Source organism: Streptosporangium sp. H16, assembly GCF_051918855.1.
GTDB lineage: Bacteria > Actinomycetota > Actinomycetes > Streptosporangiales > Streptosporangiaceae > Streptosporangium.
Genome location: NZ_JBPXMD010000023.1, coordinates 23,587 through 40,380 on the forward strand (window position 1 = coordinate 23,587; position 16,794 = coordinate 40,380).

Genomic DNA, 16,794 nt, shown 5'->3' on the forward strand with positions numbered 1-16,794 from the left:
CCAGCAGGCACGCCGGACCGATCGAGTCGTTACTCTACCACAACAGCCCACTCACGCAGAATCATCCCGCCGGGACGGCACGCCTGACGATCTCGGCCTTCCCCGCCTCGCGCATCGCCTCCACCGGCACGTCCGCGCGACCGGTCATCATCTCGACCTGCCGGACCGCCTGGTGCAGGAGCATCGGGAAGCCGCCGACGACGATCCCGCCCCGCCCGGCCACGGCCGCGGCCGGGCGGGTGGGCCAGGGCGCGTAGACCACGTCGAGGAGGGCGGGCACGCCCGCCAGCGTCCCGGCGAAGCCGTCGGCCGCGCCGGAGGGCAGGGTCGAGACGACCAGGTCGACCTCCAGCGCGGTGTCGAGCTTGTCGAGGGTCCGCACCGACAGGTCCATGCCCAGCCGCTCGGCGACCTCCGCGGTCTCCCACGCCCTGGCGGGGTCGCGGACCACGAGGATCGCCTCGCCGAGGCCGAGTTCGCGCAGGGCCGCCAGCGCGGAGGCCGCCGTCGCGCCGCCGCCGAGGACGGTCGCCGCCCGCGGCGGGGCCACGCCCGCCTCGGCGAGCGCCTGGACGATGCCGTACACGTCGGTGTTGTCCCCGTGCCGGACACCGTCGCGCAGGATCACCGTGTTGGCCCCGCCCACCTGGACCGCGAGCTCGGAGACGGTGTCGAGCAGCGGCATCACCGCCCGCTTGAGCGGCATCGTGAGCGAGAGCCCCGCCCAGTCGCCGTCCAGCCCGGCGAGGAGGCCGGGAAGCCCGGCCTCGTCGCACTCGATCGCCTCGTAGCGCCAGTCGTGCAGTCCCATGCCCTCGTGGGCGGCGCGGTGCAGGTGCGGGGAGAGCGAGTGGACGATCGGCGATCCCAGGACCGCCGCCCTCAGCACCCGTTCACCTTGTTCCGCTCGTACTCGGCCTTGAGCGCGAAGAAGTCGGACTCCAGCGAGGCGAACTTGGTGAGGCGTTTGGCCGGGCAGGTGGTCACGAACCAGACCCAGTCACCCTTGGTGGGGTTAAGCGCCGCCTGGATGGCGTCGTCGCCCGGGTTGGCGATCGGGCCGGGGGGCAGGCCCAAGTACTTGTAAGTGTTGTAACGCGATTCACTCTCAAGGTCCTTGTTGGAGGCCTCGATGTTGTACTTGTTCAGCGCGTACATCACCGTGCTGTCCATCTCCAGCTTGCGGGGCGGGTTGCCGTCGAGCCGGTTGTAGATGACGCGGGCCACCTTGCCCATGTCCTCCTCGGTGCCGGACTCCGCCTGGACGATGCTGGCGATCGTCATGATCTCGTGCGGGGTGTGCCCGAGAGCCTTCGCCTTGCCCTTGAGGTCGTCCTTGTTCGCGGTCTCGTTGAAGCGGTCGACCATCTTGGTCAGGATCTCCGAGGCCGTCATCTTGGGCGTGATCTCGTAGGTGGCGGGGAAGGCGTACCCCTCCAGCTTGCCCCTGGCGTAGGAGGGCAGGCCGAGCTCTCTGGTGTTCCTGGCCGCCTGCTGGAACTCCCGCAGCGGCTTGCCCGTCTGCTTGGCGAGCTGCTCAAGGGTGTCGCTCACGCGCAGCCCCTCCTTGAGGGTGACCCTCTCCCGCAGCCGCTTGTCCGGGTCGAGGAGCTTGACGGCCTCCGCGGCCGCCATCCGCTTGCGCATGGTGTACTCGCCCGGCTGCAGGGAGGAGCTCTTGCCCGCCGCGCCGACGGCGTTGACGAAGGCCTTGACGCTCTTCACCACGTCCTGCTCCTGCAGGGTCTGCGCGATGTCGGAGGCGCTCTGGCCGTCCTTGATCTCCACGACGATCTCGCCCGACCCCTGGCCGGTGTAGTCGTCGGGGGTCATCACGTCGCGGACCCAGGTGTAGCCGTAGAAGCCGGCGGCGCCGATGCCGCCGAGCAGGATGATGATCGCGAGCATGGGGGCGACGAAGCCGCCCCGGTTACGGCGGCGCTTCCTGCGCCGGCCGCGCCGGCCGGAGTCACGGCCTGGAGACGTGTTGGATCCTCGGCGCGACCGACCTTCGTCGTCGGAACCGACCAGGAAGTCCATATCGAGATCGTTCATAGCGTCGCTGGCCAATCTCCCGCTAGAGACGACCTGGCGTCAAGCGGGTGTGCCGAACCGAAGGAGGGCACCCGGCCGGACGTCCCGGTGCTCCGGGATCCGTCGTCCGAACCGCGGGTGCGGGTCGCCGCCTGCGGCGGAACCGGGGGTATTCCGCCGGGCATCAACGCTTCCCGAGGTATCTGTTCAGCTCTTCCCGGTATCTCACAAACTCACTCTCTTTGTCAGTGAATTGCGTGATTCTATGCTCCGGATCAGTAGTGACAAACCAGAACCAATCACCTTGATCTGGCTGGAGTGCCGCGATCAACGCCTTCTCCCCGGGGTTCGCGATGGGCCCGGGCGGCAGACCGGGCTTGAGGTAGGTGTTGTACGGAGACCTCACCTCTGTGTCCCTCTCCGAAACCTCCAGGGTCCTGCGCCCCTGCGCGTACAGCACCGTGGTGTCCAGCTGGAGCGGCGTCCGGGCCCTGATCCGGTTGTAGATCACTCTAGCGATCTTCGGGTAGTCCGGGTCCCGCCCGCCCTCCGCCTGGACGATGCTCGCCACCGTGACGGCCTCCCGGGGCGACAGGCCTTTCTTCGCGGCCCGTTTCCTCAGGTTTAGCTGGGTCGCCATCTGCTTGTAACGTTCCACCATCGCGGCGAGCAGGGCCGGAGCGGTCGTGTCCGGCTCGATCTCGTAGGTGGCGGGGAACAGGAAGCCCTCGGCGCTCCCGGCGTACCGGGGCAGGCCCAGCGCCCGCTCGTCGGCCGCGGCCCTGACCAGGTCGGCCCGGCGCATGCCGGTCGCCTCGGCGAGCCGGTCGAGCAGCTCGGGCAGGCGGAGCCCTTCGGGAATGGTGACCGTGCGGACCACCCGCGACTCGGGCGCCACCAGCATGCCGAGCGCCGACCGGGCGTCCATGCCCCTGCGGAGCCGGAAACGGCCGGGGGGCAGGGTGCCCGCCCTGGCCTGCTCCTTCGCCACCGTGACGAACGCCCCGGCGCTGGCCACCACTCCGGCGTCGGCCAGCACCAGCCCGATCCGGGTCGCGCTCGCCCCCCGGGGGATCTCGACGACGACCGTGCCCGAACCCGGCCCCTCGAAGTCGGCGGGCATGAGATAGGGGCGGATCACGAGGATCCCGGCCGTCCCGGCGGCGGCTGCGAGCACGGACGTCCCGGCCACCCACAGCCATACCGGCCGCAGACGGCTCACCGAACGGTCCCGCCGCCCGGCCGCTCGGCGTTTCCCCCGCCAGGGGGAGGCTCGACGGGGACCCCGGGAGGCCTGCCGGTGGCGCGTTCGGCGTCCAGCGCGGCCTGGAGCAGCACGATGGCGGCCGCCTGGTCCACCACGCCACGCTGGTTCTTCGCCTTCACCCCGCTGGCCCGCAGGCCCTGCTGGGCGGTGACGGTGGTCAGCCGCTCGTCGAACAGCCGCACCGGGACGGGCGCCAGCCGCAGCGAGATCCGGTTCGCGAAGTCGCGGGCGGCCTCCGCCGCCTGCCCCTCGCGCCCGGAGAGCGAGGTCGGCAGGCCGACCACCACCTCGACGACCTCGTACTCGGCCGCGATCTCCGCGAGCCGGTCGAGGTCGCCCTTACCGCGCCGGACGGTCTCCACCGGCGTGGCCAGGAACCCCGAGGGGTCGCTGCGGGCCACGCCGATGCGGACCGAGCCGACATCGACGCCCAGCCGAATGCCGTTTCTCATCATTCCCGTCTCCGCCCGCGCGCCGGACGCGGCGCGAGGGCGTCGTTCCTCGTCAGGTGAGCGTCCGCGCTCGTCAGGTGAGCGTCTGCGCGATCGCCTGCTCGACGGCGGCGAGCGCCTCGCCGATCGCCTCGGGACGCACCCCGCCTCCCTGAGCGACGTCGTCCTTGCCGCCACCGCCACCTCCGAGAGCCTTCGCGGCGACACCGACCAGGCGGCCCGCCTTCAGGCCGCGGCCGCGTCCCGCCTCGTTGACCGCGGCCACCACGACCGGCCGGTCACCGGGGACACCGGCGACGACGACCACCGCGGCGCGATCGCCCGGGAACCGGCCGCGCACGTCGAGCGCGAGCTTACGCAGGTCGTCGGGGGAGGTGCCATCAGGCGCGCGGTGCGTCACGACGGACACTCCGTGCAGGTCGACGGCACTTTCCGCCATCTGTCCCGCACCGGCGAGCACCTGGGCCGAGCGCAGCGCGCCCAGCTCCTTCTCCGCGGTGCGCAACCGGGTGACGATGCCCTCGATGCGCTCGGGCAGCTCCTCCCTGCGGGCCTTGAGCTGCTCCGACAGCTGGGCGACGAGCACGCTCTCCCTGGCCAGGAAGCGGAACGCGTCGAGGCCGACCAGGGCCTCCACGCGGCGCACGCCCGCGCCGATCGAGGCCTCGCCCAGCACCTTGACCAGGCCGAGCTGCCCGGAGCTGGCGACGTGGGTGCCGCCGCAGAGCTCGCGGGAGTATTCGCCGACCTCGACGATGCGGACGGTGTCGCCGTACTTCTCGCCGAACAGGGCGAGCGCGCCCATCGCGCGGGCCTCCGCCTGGGAGGTGTGGAAGGCGTTGACCCGCAGGTCGTTGATGAGGACCGCGTTGACCTCGTCCTCGACGTCGCGCAGCACGCTGGGCGGCACGGCGCCCGCGGCGGTGAAGTCGAAGCGGAAGCGGCCCGGCGAGTTCTCGGAACCGGCCTGCGCCGCGGTCTCGCCCAGCGCGTTGCGGAAGCCCCGGTGCACCAGGTGGGTGGCGGTGTGGCTGCGGGAGATGGCCCGGCGCCGCTCGACGTCGATCTCGGCCTGGGCCTGGTCGCCCACCCTGATCTCCCCGGAGCGGACCTTGCCCCGGTGCACGACGACGCCGGAGACCGGGGACTGCACGTCCACGATCTCCACCTCTGCCCCGCCGGTGCGGATGACGCCCTGGTCGGAGAGCTGGCCGCCACCCTCGGCGTAGAAGGGGGTACGGCCCAGCACGACCTCGACCGACGTGCCCGCGCCCGCGGCGGGCACGGAGGCGCCGTCGACGAGGAGGCCGACGACCTCGGCCTCGGCCGTCACGTGGTCGTAGCCGAGGAACTCGACCTTGCCGGTCTTCTCCAGGAGCGTGCCGAAGATCGAGATGTCGGCGTTGCCGGTCTTCTTGGAGGCGGCGTCGGCCTTAGCACGGTCGCGCTGCTCCTTCATCAGCCGGCGGAAGCCCTCCTCGTCGACCTGCAGCCCCTGCTCGGAGGCCATCTCCAGGGTGAGGTCGATCGGGAAGCCGTAGGTGTCGTGGAGCTGGAAGGCCTGGTCGGCGGCGAGCGTGGCCCGCCCCTTGCGCTTGGTCTCCTCGGCCGCCACGTCGAAGATCGCGGTGCCGGTGCGGAGGGTGCCGAGGAAGGAGGCCTCCTCCGCGTCGATGACACCGTGGATCTGCGGGGCGTCGGCCCTGAGCTCGGCGTACTGCTCGCCCATGACGTCGACGGTCACGGCGGTGAGCTCGTGCATGTAGCGCTCCTCGCCCGCGCCGAGCAGGCGCAGGTTGCGGATGGCGCGGCGCAGGATGCGGCGGAGCACGTAGCCCCGGCCCTCGTTGGAGGGCAGCACCCCGTCGGCGACGAGCATCACGCCGGTCCTGACGTGGTCGGCGACGACCCGCAGCGACACGTCGGCGCGCTCGTCGCGGCCGTAGCGCGTCTTGGTGAGGTCCGCGGCCCGGTCGAGGATCTTGTATGTGGTGTCGATCTCGTAGATGTTGTCGACGCCCTGCAGGATCGCCGCCATGCGCTCCAGGCCCATGCCCGTGTCGACGCTCTTGGCGGGCAGCTCACCGGCGATGTCGAAGTCGATCTTGCTGCGTACCGCGCTGAGCTGGTACTGCATGAAGACGTTGTTCCACACCTCGAGGTAGCGGTTCTCGTCGACGACCGGGCCGCCCTCGCGCCCGTACTCGGGGCCGCGGTCGTAGTAGATCTCGCTGCACGGGCCGCCGGGACCCGGCACGCCCATGTGCCAGTAGTTGTCGGCCAGGTCGCGGCGCTGGATGCGCTCCTGCGGCACCCCGGCCTTGCGCCAGATGTCGGCGGCCTCGTCGTCGTCGAGGTAGACGGTGGCCCAGAGGCGGTCCTCGGGGAAGCCGAAACCGCCCTCGGACTCGGGCCTGGTCAGCAGCTCCCAGGCGAACGGGATCGCCTGCTCCTTGAAGTAGTCGCCGAAGGAGAAGTTGCCGAGCATCTGGAAGAAGCTGGCGTGCCTGGTCGTCTTGCCGACCTCGTCGATGTCGAGGGTCCTGACGACCTTCTGCGCGCTGGCGGCCCGCTTGTAGGGCGGCTTCTGCTGGCCCAGAAAGTAGGGCTTGAAGGGCACCATGCCCGCGTTGACCAGAAGCAGCGTCGGGTCCTCGGCGATGAGGCTGGCCGAGGGCACAACGGTGTGCCCACGCTCCTCGAAGAAGCGCAGGAAGCGGCGGGCGATCTCTGCCGACTCCATGTCAGCGGCCATCCTTTACGTTGGAGTGATAGGGGTTTTCCACGGTGTCGAGCCCGAACCTGGACCGCAACTCGATTTCCCGCTCGGCGGCGCCCCGCAGGGCGTCGGCGGCGAGGTCGCGTGCCTGCTCCAGGGCTCCGGCGGCGTTGTGCGCGGCCCGCCGGGCCAGGTGGTTCGGATGCAGTGCTTGAAGCTTACGCATCACCCACACCGCGCCGAACGCGCCCAGCCCCATGTAGAAAAGCCTGCGGATCATCGCGGACGCCTCTCCAGCTCCACCGCGGCGGGCCTGGCCCGCCTGCGGGAGCCCAGGGCCCTGCGGACGCCGTGGGTGAGGGCCGCGACCTTGATCATCGGACTGGTGACCAGGTTCTGGGTGACGTCGCTGACCTTGGCCACGTGCCCGCTGACCTGCTTGACGTCCCTGGTGATGGCCTCGATCGCGACCAGCTGCCGGTTGGTCTCGCCGACGGCGGCCGAGACGTCCTCCAGCAGCGGCACGACGCGGTCGCCCAGCTGGGAAACCATCTTGGTGGTCTCGGTGAGCAGCCGGGCCAGCCTGACCATGACGACGGCCATGAAGGAGACCAGGATCGCCCAGGCCATCGCGGCGATCAGCCCCGCGACCTCTCCTGCGGTAAGCATCTGCGGACCCGCTCCCCTCATAGGTTCATAGGTGACCCCGGCCATGGTCGGGCGGATTGCAAAACCCTATCGTGCCCGATACCACTCATCCCCGTTTACCGCGCGCCCCCGGGGCGCGGGGACTACTCCCCCCGCAGGAACGCGCGGATCCTGGACCAGCGGTCGGCGAGGCCCGCCTCGGCGCCGTGTCTGGTGGGCTGGTAGTAGCGCCGGTCCCTGAGCTCCTCGGGGGCGTACTCCTGGCGTACCAGGCCGTGCTCGAACTCGTGGGGGTACTTGTAGCCCCTGCCGTGGCCGAGCTGCTTGGCCCCGGCGTAGTGGGAGTCGCGCAGATGGTTGGGAACGTGGCCGATGTTGCCGCGCCGCACGTCCTCGGCGGCCGCGCCGATGGCGTTGATCACCGCGTTGGACTTCGGGGCCAGCGCGCAGTGAATGACGGCCTGGGCCAGGTTGAGCCGCCCCTCGGGAAGGCCGATGAACTCCACCGCCTGGGCGGCGGCCACCGCGACCTGCAGGCAGGTGGGGTCGGCCATGCCGACGTCCTCGGAGGCGAAGATGACGATCCTGCGGGCGATGAACCGGGGGTCCTCCCCCGCCTCGATCATCCGGGCGAGGTAGTGCAGCGCCGCGTCGGCGTCGGAGCCCCGCATGCTCTTGATGAAACCGCTGATCACGTCGTAGTGCTGGTCGCCCTGGCGGTCGTAGCGCACGGCCGCCTTGTCCACCGCCCGCTCCACCACCTCGACGGTGACCTCGCCGTCGGCGATCAGCGCGGCGGCCTCCAGGTAGGTGAGCGACCTGCGTGCGTCGCCACCGGCCAGCCGCACCAGGTGCTCGGCGGCCTCCGGCGCCAGGCTCACCCTCCCGTCCAGGCCGCGCGGGTCGGTGACGGCGCGCTCCAGCACCACCCGGATGTCGTCCTCCGACAGCGACTCCAGGGTCAGCAGCAGCGAGCGCGACAGCAGGGGCGAGATGACGGAGAAGAAGGGGTTCTCGGTGGTGGCGCCGATGAAGGTGACCCAGCGGTTCTCCACGGCGGGCAGCAGGGCGTCCTGCTGCGCCTTGTTGAAGCGGTGCACCTCGTCGACGAACAGGACGGTCTGGCGGCCGGACATGCCCAGCTCGCGCCGGGCCTGCTCGATGGCCGCGCGGACCTCCTTGACGCCCGCCGACACCGCGGAGACCTCCACGAACCGGCGCTTGGTGACACCCGCCACCACGTAGGCGAGGGTGGTCTTACCGGTGCCCGGAGGGCCCCAGAGGAACAGCGACATCGGCGCCTCGGCCTCGACGAGGCGGCGCAGCGGCGTGCCGGGGCCCAGCAGGTGCCGCTGGCCGATCACCTCGTCCAGGCTCCGGGGGCGCATCCGCACCGCCAGGGGCTCCTGGCCGCGATGGGCCTCCTCCGCCGCCGAATCGAACAGGCTGTCCACGCCTGAGACAGTACCGCCGCCCGGCGGGGTCCCGGCCCTCCCGGACGGCGGCGCATCGGACGCCCGTGGCGTTTCAGGAGCCGTACGGGCTCAGCTCCCCCAGACCGCGACGGCCCCGCTGTGCCCGCTCCGCACCACGTAGTAGAGCGCCACGACGGCCAGGACCACGGTCAGCGCCGAGACCGCCAGCCCGGCCGGGCGGCCGAACCTGTCACCGCGGGTGACGTGGACGAGGGCCAGCGAGACCACTCCGAGGGCGAGGGTGACGAGCAGCAAGGGGGTGGCGAAGCCCGCGTGCTCGGCGATGCGCTCGCCGAGCCGGCCCTCGACGGAGGCGAAGCGGCCCTCCTCCAGCGCCTCCCCGCTCTGCCGCGCCGCGAAGACGCTCACCGGCACGACAGGGGCGAGCCCGACCACCGCCCAGGTGAGCACGGGCCGCGTGCGCGGCGCCAGCGCGTACGCGGCGGCGAGCACCGCCAGGAGCGGCGTCAGGACCACGGCCGCGTGAACGATCAGGGGATGAATGGGCAGGCCGAGGATCTCGTCGAACATGGGGGCGCTCCGGTGGTGCGTGGTTCATCATCAGCAAGTACGGATCCCACCATGGACGGGTTATGGGGAGCGTGAAGAGATCCCCTCCTCCCCTCTGTCCCCATCTGAGGAATTCCGCCACTTACGTACAGCACATGTTGGGGCCGGTACTCTTTTCGCCAGCCCGTACCCATGGAACATCAATCTTGGAGGACATAGCGGTGAGCGCCGAGGACCGCCAGAGCCAGCTGGCTCGGGAACACAAAGAGCGGCAGGCGAAGCGTGCCGAGCAGGCGAGCGCGTCGAAGCGCAACGTCGTCATCGGAGCCGTCGCCGCGGTGGTCGTCGTCGCGGGGGGACTGTTCGCCGGCGTCACCCTCCTTGGAAACGACGGTGACGACGCGAAGACCAACGCCGCCGCCACCAGTTCACCGGTTCCCTCGGAGACCGCGGCCGCGACGCCGGAGCCGACCTTCACGGCCGATCCGCTCGGCACGAAGTGCTCCTATCGCAAGGACACCAGCGGCAGCCCGGCCAAGAACGTGGGCATGCCACCGACCAAGCCCAACCTGAAGCTGAAGACCATGACGATCACCACCAACCACGGTGACGTCGTGATCGACCTGGCGACCGCGCAGGCCCCCTGCACGGTCAACTCCTTCGCCTTCCTGGCCAGGAAGAACTTCTTCGACAACACCAAGTGCCACCGCCTGGCCACCCCCGAGAACTCCGGCCTGAGCCTGCTGCAGTGCGGCGACCCCCAGGCCAAGGCCGACGGGAAGAACCGGACCGACGGCCAGGGCAGCTCGGGCTACGTCTACGACAGCGAGAACCTCGGCGGGATCCCGTACAGCAAGGGCACGGTCGCGGTGGCCCAGGCCGTCGACGCCGTCAACCAGAACGGCAGCCAGTTCTGGATCTCGCTCGGGGACGAGACCCAGCAGGTGGAGAAGGCCTACACGCCTTTTGGTGTCGTCTCCAAGGGCATGGAGATCCTTGACGAGATCGTCAAGGGCGGGTGGATCACCAATCCCGAGGACATCACCGGTGACGGTGGTTCCACCGCCCCCAAGATCCCGGTGATCATCAAGAACGTACGGCTCTCCTAGCCGGAACCGCGGCGGCCCGCCGCCGCAGAACGCCCCGCCGGTCGTCCGACCGGCGGGGCGTTCTCGCGTCCGCGCCCCGCACGCCCCGGACACGCCCGCGCCCTATGTCCTCTGCATGTCCTCTACATGTCCTCCACGCCCTCGCGCCACTCACGCCGGACCCCCGGCCGCGCACATCCCAGAGGCTCCGCACGTCCCGAACAGATCCCGCCTCGCCCGCCCCGGACGGCGCGCGGCCGGCGCAGACCCCAGCGTGGCCGTGCGCGGGCCACGACGCCTCCCCGCCCTTTGGGGACCGGACTCCCCTGAAGGCCGCCCAGGAGGCACGTGAGGGGCACAGAGGGGTGTGCAGGGGGTGCAGGGGGGTGCAGGGGGGCCATCGCGGCTCATCTCCCGCGACTTTTAGGCTCCGGACACGGCGAGGGCCCCCGGAGCACCGTCCGGGGGCCCTCGTCACACCTGGCTCACACTGCCTCACATCCGGGGAGGACCCGGATCAGGCGTCGACCTTGGGTCTGCCGTCGACGCCCGCCTCCTTGCGCTGCTCCACCGTGATCGGGGTGGGCGCGCCGGTCAGCGGGTCGAACCCGGAGGCCGTCTTCGGGAAGGCGATGACGTCGCGGATGGAGTCGGTGCCCGCCAGGAGCATGCAGATCCGGTCCCAGCCGTAGGCGATGCCGCCGTGCGGCGGGGGGCCGTACTTGAACGCCTCCAGCAGGAAGCCGAACTTGCTCTCCGCGTCCTCCTTGGAGATGCCCAGCACGTCGAAGACGCGCTGCTGCATCTCGGCCCGGTGGATACGGATCGAGCCGCCGCCGATCTCCATGCCGTTGCAGACCATGTCGTAGGCGTAGGCCAGGGCCTCGCCGGGGTGGTCCTGGAAGGTGTCGGCCCACTCGGGCTTGGGGCCGGTGAAGGGGTGGTGGACCGCGGTCCAGCCGCCCTCGCCGTCCTCCTCGAACATGGGGGCGTCGACGATCCACAGGAAGTTCCAGGCCGACTCGTCGATCAGGCCGCAGCGACGGCCGATCTCCAGGCGGGCCGCGCCGAGCAGGTCGCGGGAGGCGGAGGCGGCGCCGGCCGCGAAGAAGATCGCGTCACCGGGGGCCGCGCCGACCTTGGCGGCCAGGCCGGCCGACTCGGTCTCCGACAGGTTCTTGGCGACCGGCCCGCCGAGCGTGCCGTCCTCGCCCACCAGCACGTAGGCCAGGCCCCTGGCGCCGCGCGACTTGGCCCACTCCTGCCAGCCGTCCAGCTCCTTGCGGGTCTGCGAGGCCCCGCCCGGCATGACCACGGCGCCCACGTACGGCGCCTGGAACACCCGGAAGGTGGTGTCGGCGAAGAAGTCCGTCATCTCGACGAGCTCCTGGCCGAAGCGCAGGTCGGGCTTGTCGGAGCCGTAGCGCGCCATGGCGTCCCGGTAGGTCATCCGGGGCAGGGGCGCCGGCAGCTCGTAGCCGACCGTCTCCTTCCAGATGCGGCCGATGAGCCTCTCGCCCAGCGCGATGACGTCGTCCTGGTCCACGAAGGACATCTCGACGTCGATCTGGGTGAACTCCGGCTGCCGGTCGGCGCGCAGGTCCTCGTCGCGGTAGCACTTGGCGAGCTGGTAGTAACGCTCGAGACCGGCGACCTGGAGAAGCTGCTTGAACAGCTGGGGCGACTGGGGCAGGGCGTACCAGCTGCCCGGCTGGAGCCGGACCGGGACGAGGAAGTCGCGGGCGCCCTCCGGGGTGGAGCGGGTCAGCGTCGGGGTCTCGACGTAGGTGAACCCCTGCTCGTTCATCACCTCGTGGGCGAGGTAGGTGGCCCGGGAGCGGATGCGCATGGCGTGCGCGACCTGCTGGCGGCGGATGTCGAGGTAGCGGTACTTCAGCCGCGCCTCCTCCGAGATGCCCGCGGTGCCCTCGATGGGGAACGGCAGCGGCGCGGACTCGCTGAGCACCTCGACCTCGGAGGCGACGACCTCGATCGCGCCGGTCGGCAGCTCGGGGTTCTCGTTGCCCTCGGGGCGGACCCGCACCTCTCCGACGACCTTGACGCAGTATTCGGCGCGCAGGCCGTGGGCGTCGTCCTCCTCGCGGAAGACCACCTGGGCCGAGCCCGAGGCGTCACGCAGGTCGATGAAGACCACGCCGCCGTGGTCGCGGCGCCGCGCCACCCACCCGGCGAGCGTCACCCGCTGCCCGGTGTGCTCCTCGCGCAGTGATCCCGCTTCGTGCGTGCGGATCATTTGTCCAGTCTCTCCTTCAACATCGTGACGATCTCGGCGAGCGGTACGGCGCTCTGGTCCCCGCCGGCCAGGTCCTTGACCTGGGCGACCCCGGCGGCGATGTCTCGCTCGCCGAGGATCACCGCGTAACCGGCACCCGAGCGGTCGGCACCCTTCATGGCGCCCTTGACGCCCTTGCCGCCGAACGACATGTCGGCGGCCAGGCCCGCCCGGCGCAGCTCGGTGACGAGCTGGAACATCCGGCGGCGCGCCTCCTCGCCCAGCGGCACACCGTACACCTGCACGCGCGCCTCGGCGCTCTCGTCCCCGAACAGGCCCTCGGCCTCCATGGCCATGACCGTGCGGTCGACGCCCAGCGCCCAGCCGACGCTGGGCAGGGCGGGCCCGCCGAGCATCTCGCTCAGCCCGTCGTAGCGGCCCCCGCCCCCCACCGCGGACTGCGAGCCGAGCCCGTCGTGGACGAACTCGAACGTGGTGCGCGTGTAGTAGTCGAGGCCGCGGACCAGCCGGGGGTCGTCGGTGTAGGCGACGCCGGAGGCGGTCAGCAGCGAGCGGACCTCCTCGTGGTAGGCCTTGCACGCCTCGCACAGGTGGTCGACGACCAGCGGCGCCCCGGCCAGCTGTGCCTGCACCTCGGGGCGCTTGTCGTCGAGCACGCGCAACGGGTTGATCTCGATTCGCTGCCGGGTGGGCTCGTCGAGGTCGAGGCCGCGCAGGAAGTCCTGAAGCGCGGCCCGGTAGACGGGGCGGCACTCCTTGTCGCCCAGCGTGTTGATCAGCAGCCGGACCCCGGTGAGCCCCAGGGCGGCGTAGCCGTCGACGGCCAGCAGGATCAGCTCGGCGTCGAGTGCCGGGTCCTCCGAGCCCAGCGCCTCGGCGCCGACCTGCCAGAAGTGGCGGTAGCGGCCCTTCTGGGCCCGCTCGTAGCGGAACTGGCTGCCCGAGTACCAGAGTTTCACCGGGAGCTGCCCGTTGTGCAGGCCGTGCTGGAGGACCGCCCGCACCACCGACGCGGTGCCCTCGGGGCGCAGCGTGATGGAGCGCCCGCCCTTGTCCTCGAAGGTGTACATCTCCTTGGAGACGATGTCGGTCGACTCGCCGACACCGCGGACGAACAGCGCGGTGTCCTCGAAGACCGGGGTCTCGATGTAGCCGTAGCCCGCCCGGCGGGCGGGCCCGGTGAGCGCCTCGCGCACGGCGAGCGCCCGCTCGGAGCGCGGCGGAAGCCAGTCGAAGGTGCCCTTGGGCGCCTGCAAAGTCATTGTCTAAAGTCCCCTGCCGGGGCCGCGGTCGTGCCCGGCGTCCGCGGAACCCGCGGGCTCCGCGCCCGCGGCCGCCTTCGCCTCCGCGAGGTACGGGTTGGTGGCACGCTCGTGACCGATCGTGGTCTGTGGTCCGTGGCCGGGCAGGACCACCGTGCCCTCCGGCAGCGGCAGGCACTTGGCCGCCAGGCTGCGCAGGATGGTCGGGTAGTCGCCGCCCGGAAGATCTGTGCGGCCGATGGAGCCGGCGAACAGCAGGTCGCCCGAGAACAGCACGTCCGGGATCTCCTCGGTGCTGGGCAGCCTGAAGGTCACCGACCCCCTGGTATGGCCGGGGGCGTGGTCGACGGTGAGCTCCAGGCCGGCCAGCCGCAGCACCTCGCCGTCGGCGAGCTCGCGCACGTCGTCGGGCTCGGTGAAGGTGAGCCCGCCGAACATCTGCTGCTTCGTCGACAGCGACAGCCCCTTGCCCGGGTCGGACAGCAGGTCGCGGTCCTCCGGGTGGATCCACGCGGGAACGTCACGCGCGCCGCAGACCGGGGCGACCGACCACATGTGGTCGATGTGCCCGTGGGTGACCAGCACCGCGACCGGCTTGAGCCGGTGCTCGCGCAGCAGGTCGTCGAGGTCGCCGACGGCGTTCTGACCGGGGTCGACGACCACGCACTCCTCGCCCGCGGCGGGAGCGACGACGTAGCAGTTGGTCTGGAAGGACCCTGCGGGAAAGCCGGCGATGAGCATCTGCCTCAGCTGATCTCGTCAAGAATGCGGATGGGAATGTAACCGAAGGGTACCGGTGCGGGTCGGCGGGCTGCGAACCATTACCCATTGGCCGATACGATTCGCCCACCTCATTAAGTACTACTCGGCACTCGGGAGGGCGAAGCGGTGAGCGGCAAGGAGCGCCAGAAGCAGTTGGCGCGCGAGCACTACGAGCGGCAGACGCAGCGACGCGTCGAACGTGAGGCCAGGGCCAAGCGCAACGCGATCATCGGCAGCACCGTGGCCGGTGTGGTCGTGGTGGCGGGTGTGATCGCCGCGACGACCATGTTCGGGGGCTCCGACACGACGGCGACCGCGACCACCGACCCGGCCCCGTCGGACAACGCCTCCCCGGCCGCCTCGGAGGCCGCGGGCCCGCAGCCCAAGGCCTTCGACCCGGCGAGCGGCACCTGCGGCTACGTCGCGGAGGCGGGCGGCGGCCCGGCCAAGAACGTGGGCCTGCCCCCGGAGAAGGTCGACCTGACGCCCAAGAAGATGACCCTGAAGACCAACCTGGGCGACATCGTCATCAAGGTGTCGGCCGACAAGACCCCGTGCACGGTCAACTCCTTCGCCTTCCTGGCGCAGAAGAAGTACTTCAACGGCTCCAAGTGCCACCGGCTGGGCTCCGACCAGTTCCCGATGCTGCAGTGCGGCGACCCGCTGGCCAAGGCCGACGGCAAGAACCCCACCGACGGCCAGGGCGGCCCCGGCTACCGCTTCGTGAACGAGAACCTGGAGGGCGCCAAGTACACCCGCGGCGTCGTGGCCATGGCCAACAGCGGTCCCGACACCAACGGCAGCCAGTTCTTCATGGTCTACGGCGACACCCAGCTGCCGGCGCAATACACACCGTTCGGTACGGTCACCAAGGGCCTGGAGATCCTCGACAAGGTGAACAAGGCGGGCTTCCTTCCCCCGGGGGACGGCGGCACCGGGGCGCCGAAGGAAACCGTCGAAATCAAAGACGTGACAATGTCCAGTTAGAGCTGACGTAATACATACAAGGGGCGGTTAGTCCCGAAAGGCTGATGAAAGTGCGGGAGGACACGGTGAGCACCGACCCGTGGGGCCGGGTAGACGACGACGGCACCGTCTACGTACGTACGGCTGAGGGAGAGCGGGCCGTCGGGTCCTGGAAGGCCGGCGAACCGGAGGAGGCGCTTGCCTACTTCCATCGCAAGTTCGACGAGCTGGCCGGGCAGGTCGCCCTGCTGGAACAGCGGGTCCGCGGCACCGACCTGCCACCCGCCCAGGCCGAGGCGACGATCGTCAAGCTTCGTGAGGCGATCACCGACGCGCACGCGGTCGGCGATCTCGACGCGCTGCTGAACCGCCTCAACGCCCTCACGGAGCTGGTCGCCCAGCGCCGGGAGGAGGTCAAGGCCGCTCGCGACGTGGCCAGGGCCGAGGCCAAGGGCGTCAAGGAGCGGATCGTCGCCGAGGCCGAGCGCATCGCCGACGACACCACCCACTGGAAGACCGGTGGCGAGCGGCTGCGTCAGCTGATCGAGGAGTGGAAGGCCGCCGAGCGCATCGACCGGGTGACCGAGGCCGCGCTGTGGAAGCGCCTCTCGGCGGCCCGTACGGCCTTCGCCAAGCGGCGCAAGGCCTACTTCGCGGGGCTGGACGAGCAGCGTGAGGGTGTGCGTTCCACCAAGGAGCGCATCGTGGCCGAGGCCGAGACGCTGGCCTCGTCCACCGACTGGGGCGCCACCGCGTCCGCCTACCGCGAGCTGATGCAGGAGTGGAAGACGGCGGGCAGGGCCTCCCGCGAGGTCGAGGACGAGCTCTGGGGCCGCTTCAAGGGCGCCCAGGACCAGTTCTTCCAGGCGCGGTCGGCCGTCTTCGCCGAGCGCGACGCCTCGCTGGCGGCCAACGCCGAGATCAAGGAGCAGCTCCTGGTCGAGGCGGAGAAGATCCTTCCGGTCACCGACGCCCGCGCCGCCAGGGGCGCCCTGCGCAACCTCCTGGAGCGCTGGGAGGCCGCGGGCCCGGTCCCGCGCGAGCAGCGCGACCGCCTGGAGGGTGGCCTGCGCAAGATCGACGAGGCGGTCCGCAAGGCCGAGGAGACGGAGTGGAAGCGCTCCAACCCCGAGGCCCGCGCCCGCGCCCAGAACACGGTCGACCAGCTACGCAAGTCGATCGCGCAGCTGGAGAGCCGCCTGGCCAAGGCCAGGGACGCGGGCAAGGACAAGGACGTCAAGGACTCCGAGGAGGCCCTGGCCGCCCGCCGTTCCTGGCTGGAGGAGGCGGAGCGCACGCTCGCCGAGTTCTCCTGACGCCCGGCGCCGTCACCGGCTGACGACGCGACCCCGGGGCC

General features: G+C 70.8%; 15 protein-coding genes. 3 read left to right on the forward strand and 12 right to left on the reverse strand.

Features of this window, described 5'->3' with window-relative positions:
* Positions 1 to 61: 61 nt before the first annotated feature.
* The 9 genes from ACTOQ2_RS31210 to ACTOQ2_RS31250 all read right to left on the reverse strand — a co-directional run bounded on the left by ACTOQ2_RS31210 (position 62) and on the right by ACTOQ2_RS31250 (position 9,126).
* A complete protein-coding gene (locus tag ACTOQ2_RS31210) occupies positions 62 to 886 on the reverse strand; it encodes a shikimate dehydrogenase (protein WP_440104493.1) in 825 nt (274 codons plus the stop codon).
* On the reverse strand, positions 883 to 2,055 hold the full coding sequence (mltG, locus tag ACTOQ2_RS31215; RefSeq protein WP_440104420.1) for an endolytic transglycosylase MltG: 1,173 nt from the start codon (positions 2,053 to 2,055) through the stop codon (positions 883 to 885). The genes ACTOQ2_RS31210 and mltG (ACTOQ2_RS31215) overlap by 4 nt, the downstream gene beginning before the upstream one ends.
* Before the next feature lie 163 nt (positions 2,056 to 2,218).
* Positions 2,219 to 3,256 (reverse strand): endolytic transglycosylase MltG, encoded by a 1,038-nt coding sequence (gene mltG, locus ACTOQ2_RS31220; RefSeq protein WP_440104421.1) that lies wholly within the window; start codon positions 3,254 to 3,256, stop codon positions 2,219 to 2,221.
* A complete protein-coding gene (gene ruvX / locus ACTOQ2_RS31225; protein WP_440104422.1) occupies positions 3,253 to 3,753 on the reverse strand; it encodes a Holliday junction resolvase RuvX in 501 nt (166 codons plus the stop codon). Before ruvX ends, mltG (ACTOQ2_RS31220) begins: the two co-directional genes overlap by 4 nt.
* A gap of 73 nt (positions 3,754 to 3,826) precedes the next feature.
* Positions 3,827 to 6,496, reverse strand: a complete 2,670-nt coding sequence (alaS, locus tag ACTOQ2_RS31230; RefSeq protein ID WP_440104423.1) for an alanine--tRNA ligase — start codon at positions 6,494 to 6,496, stop codon at positions 3,827 to 3,829.
* Position 6,497: 1 nt separating this feature from the next.
* Complete coding sequence (locus ACTOQ2_RS31235; RefSeq protein WP_362846695.1) at positions 6,498 to 6,752, reverse strand: hypothetical protein; 255 nt, start codon at positions 6,750 to 6,752, stop codon at positions 6,498 to 6,500.
* Complete coding sequence (locus ACTOQ2_RS31240) at positions 6,749 to 7,141, reverse strand: DUF948 domain-containing protein (RefSeq protein WP_440104424.1); 393 nt, start codon at positions 7,139 to 7,141, stop codon at positions 6,749 to 6,751. The genes ACTOQ2_RS31235 and ACTOQ2_RS31240 overlap by 4 nt, the downstream gene beginning before the upstream one ends.
* Before the next feature lie 122 nt (positions 7,142 to 7,263).
* Positions 7,264 to 8,574 carry a replication-associated recombination protein A gene (locus ACTOQ2_RS31245; RefSeq protein WP_440104425.1) on the reverse strand — a complete coding sequence of 437 codons (1,311 nt, stop codon included), beginning with the start codon at positions 8,572 to 8,574 and terminating at the stop codon, positions 7,264 to 7,266.
* A gap of 90 nt (positions 8,575 to 8,664) precedes the next feature.
* Complete coding sequence (locus tag ACTOQ2_RS31250) at positions 8,665 to 9,126, reverse strand: hypothetical protein (protein WP_440104426.1); 462 nt, start codon at positions 9,124 to 9,126, stop codon at positions 8,665 to 8,667.
* Between the two features lie 200 nt (positions 9,127 to 9,326).
* Here ACTOQ2_RS31250 and ACTOQ2_RS31255 point away from each other — a divergent pair, with 200 nt between their 5' ends.
* Positions 9,327 to 10,214: a peptidylprolyl isomerase gene (locus tag ACTOQ2_RS31255; RefSeq protein WP_440104427.1), complete on the forward strand. Its 888-nt coding sequence runs from the start codon at positions 9,327 to 9,329 to the stop codon at positions 10,212 to 10,214.
* A gap of 496 nt (positions 10,215 to 10,710) precedes the next feature.
* On the opposite strand, the gene aspS is transcribed toward ACTOQ2_RS31255, so the two are convergent.
* The 3 genes from aspS to ACTOQ2_RS31270 are packed head-to-tail and all read right to left on the reverse strand — an operon-like array spanning position 10,711 to position 14,450.
* Positions 10,711 to 12,447: an aspartate--tRNA ligase gene (gene aspS, locus ACTOQ2_RS31260; protein ID WP_440104428.1), complete on the reverse strand. Its 1,737-nt coding sequence runs from the start codon at positions 12,445 to 12,447 to the stop codon at positions 10,711 to 10,713.
* On the reverse strand, positions 12,444 to 13,709 hold the full coding sequence (gene hisS / locus ACTOQ2_RS31265; RefSeq protein ID WP_440104429.1) for a histidine--tRNA ligase: 1,266 nt from the start codon (positions 13,707 to 13,709) through the stop codon (positions 12,444 to 12,446). Before hisS ends, aspS begins: the two co-directional genes overlap by 4 nt.
* Positions 13,710 to 13,712: 3 nt before the next feature.
* On the reverse strand, positions 13,713 to 14,450 hold the full coding sequence (locus ACTOQ2_RS31270) for an MBL fold metallo-hydrolase (protein ID WP_440104431.1): 738 nt from the start codon (positions 14,448 to 14,450) through the stop codon (positions 13,713 to 13,715).
* 147 nt (positions 14,451 to 14,597) lie between these two features.
* On the opposite strand from ACTOQ2_RS31270, the gene ACTOQ2_RS31275 reads away from it, so the two are divergent.
* Both ACTOQ2_RS31275 and ACTOQ2_RS31280 read left to right on the forward strand, forming a co-directional pair.
* A complete protein-coding gene (locus ACTOQ2_RS31275) occupies positions 14,598 to 15,458 on the forward strand; it encodes a peptidylprolyl isomerase (protein WP_440069839.1) in 861 nt (286 codons plus the stop codon).
* Between the two features lie 65 nt (positions 15,459 to 15,523).
* Positions 15,524 to 16,753, forward strand: coding sequence for a DUF349 domain-containing protein (locus ACTOQ2_RS31280; protein ID WP_440104432.1), 1,230 nt, complete (start codon positions 15,524 to 15,526; stop codon positions 16,751 to 16,753).
* Positions 16,754 to 16,794 lie beyond the last annotated feature (41 nt).

Bases quoted from the DNA above. Each gene is read 5' to 3' on its own strand.
- ACTOQ2_RS31235 (WP_362846695.1), bottom strand. From the start codon at position 6,752: ATGATCCGCAGGCTTTTCTACATGGGGCTGGGCGCGTTCGGCGCGGTG.
- mltG (WP_440104420.1), bottom strand. From the start codon at position 2,055: ATGAACGATCTCGATATGGACTTCCTGGTCGGTTCCGACGACGAAGGT.
- ACTOQ2_RS31270 (WP_440104431.1), bottom strand. From the start codon at position 14,450: ATGCTCATCGCCGGCTTTCCCGCAGGGTCCTTCCAGACCAACTGCTAC.
- ACTOQ2_RS31240 (WP_440104424.1), bottom strand. From the start codon at position 7,141: ATGCTTACCGCAGGAGAGGTCGCGGGGCTGATCGCCGCGATGGCCTGG.
- ACTOQ2_RS31250 (WP_440104426.1), bottom strand. From the start codon at position 9,126: ATGTTCGACGAGATCCTCGGCCTGCCCATTCATCCCCTGATCGTTCAC.
- aspS (WP_440104428.1), bottom strand. From the start codon at position 12,447: ATGATCCGCACGCACGAAGCGGGATCACTGCGCGAGGAGCACACCGGG.
- alaS (WP_440104423.1), bottom strand. From the start codon at position 6,496: ATGGAGTCGGCAGAGATCGCCCGCCGCTTCCTGCGCTTCTTCGAGGAG.
- hisS (WP_440104429.1), bottom strand. From the start codon at position 13,709: ATGACTTTGCAGGCGCCCAAGGGCACCTTCGACTGGCTTCCGCCGCGC.
- ruvX (WP_440104422.1), bottom strand. From the start codon at position 3,753: ATGAGAAACGGCATTCGGCTGGGCGTCGATGTCGGCTCGGTCCGCATC.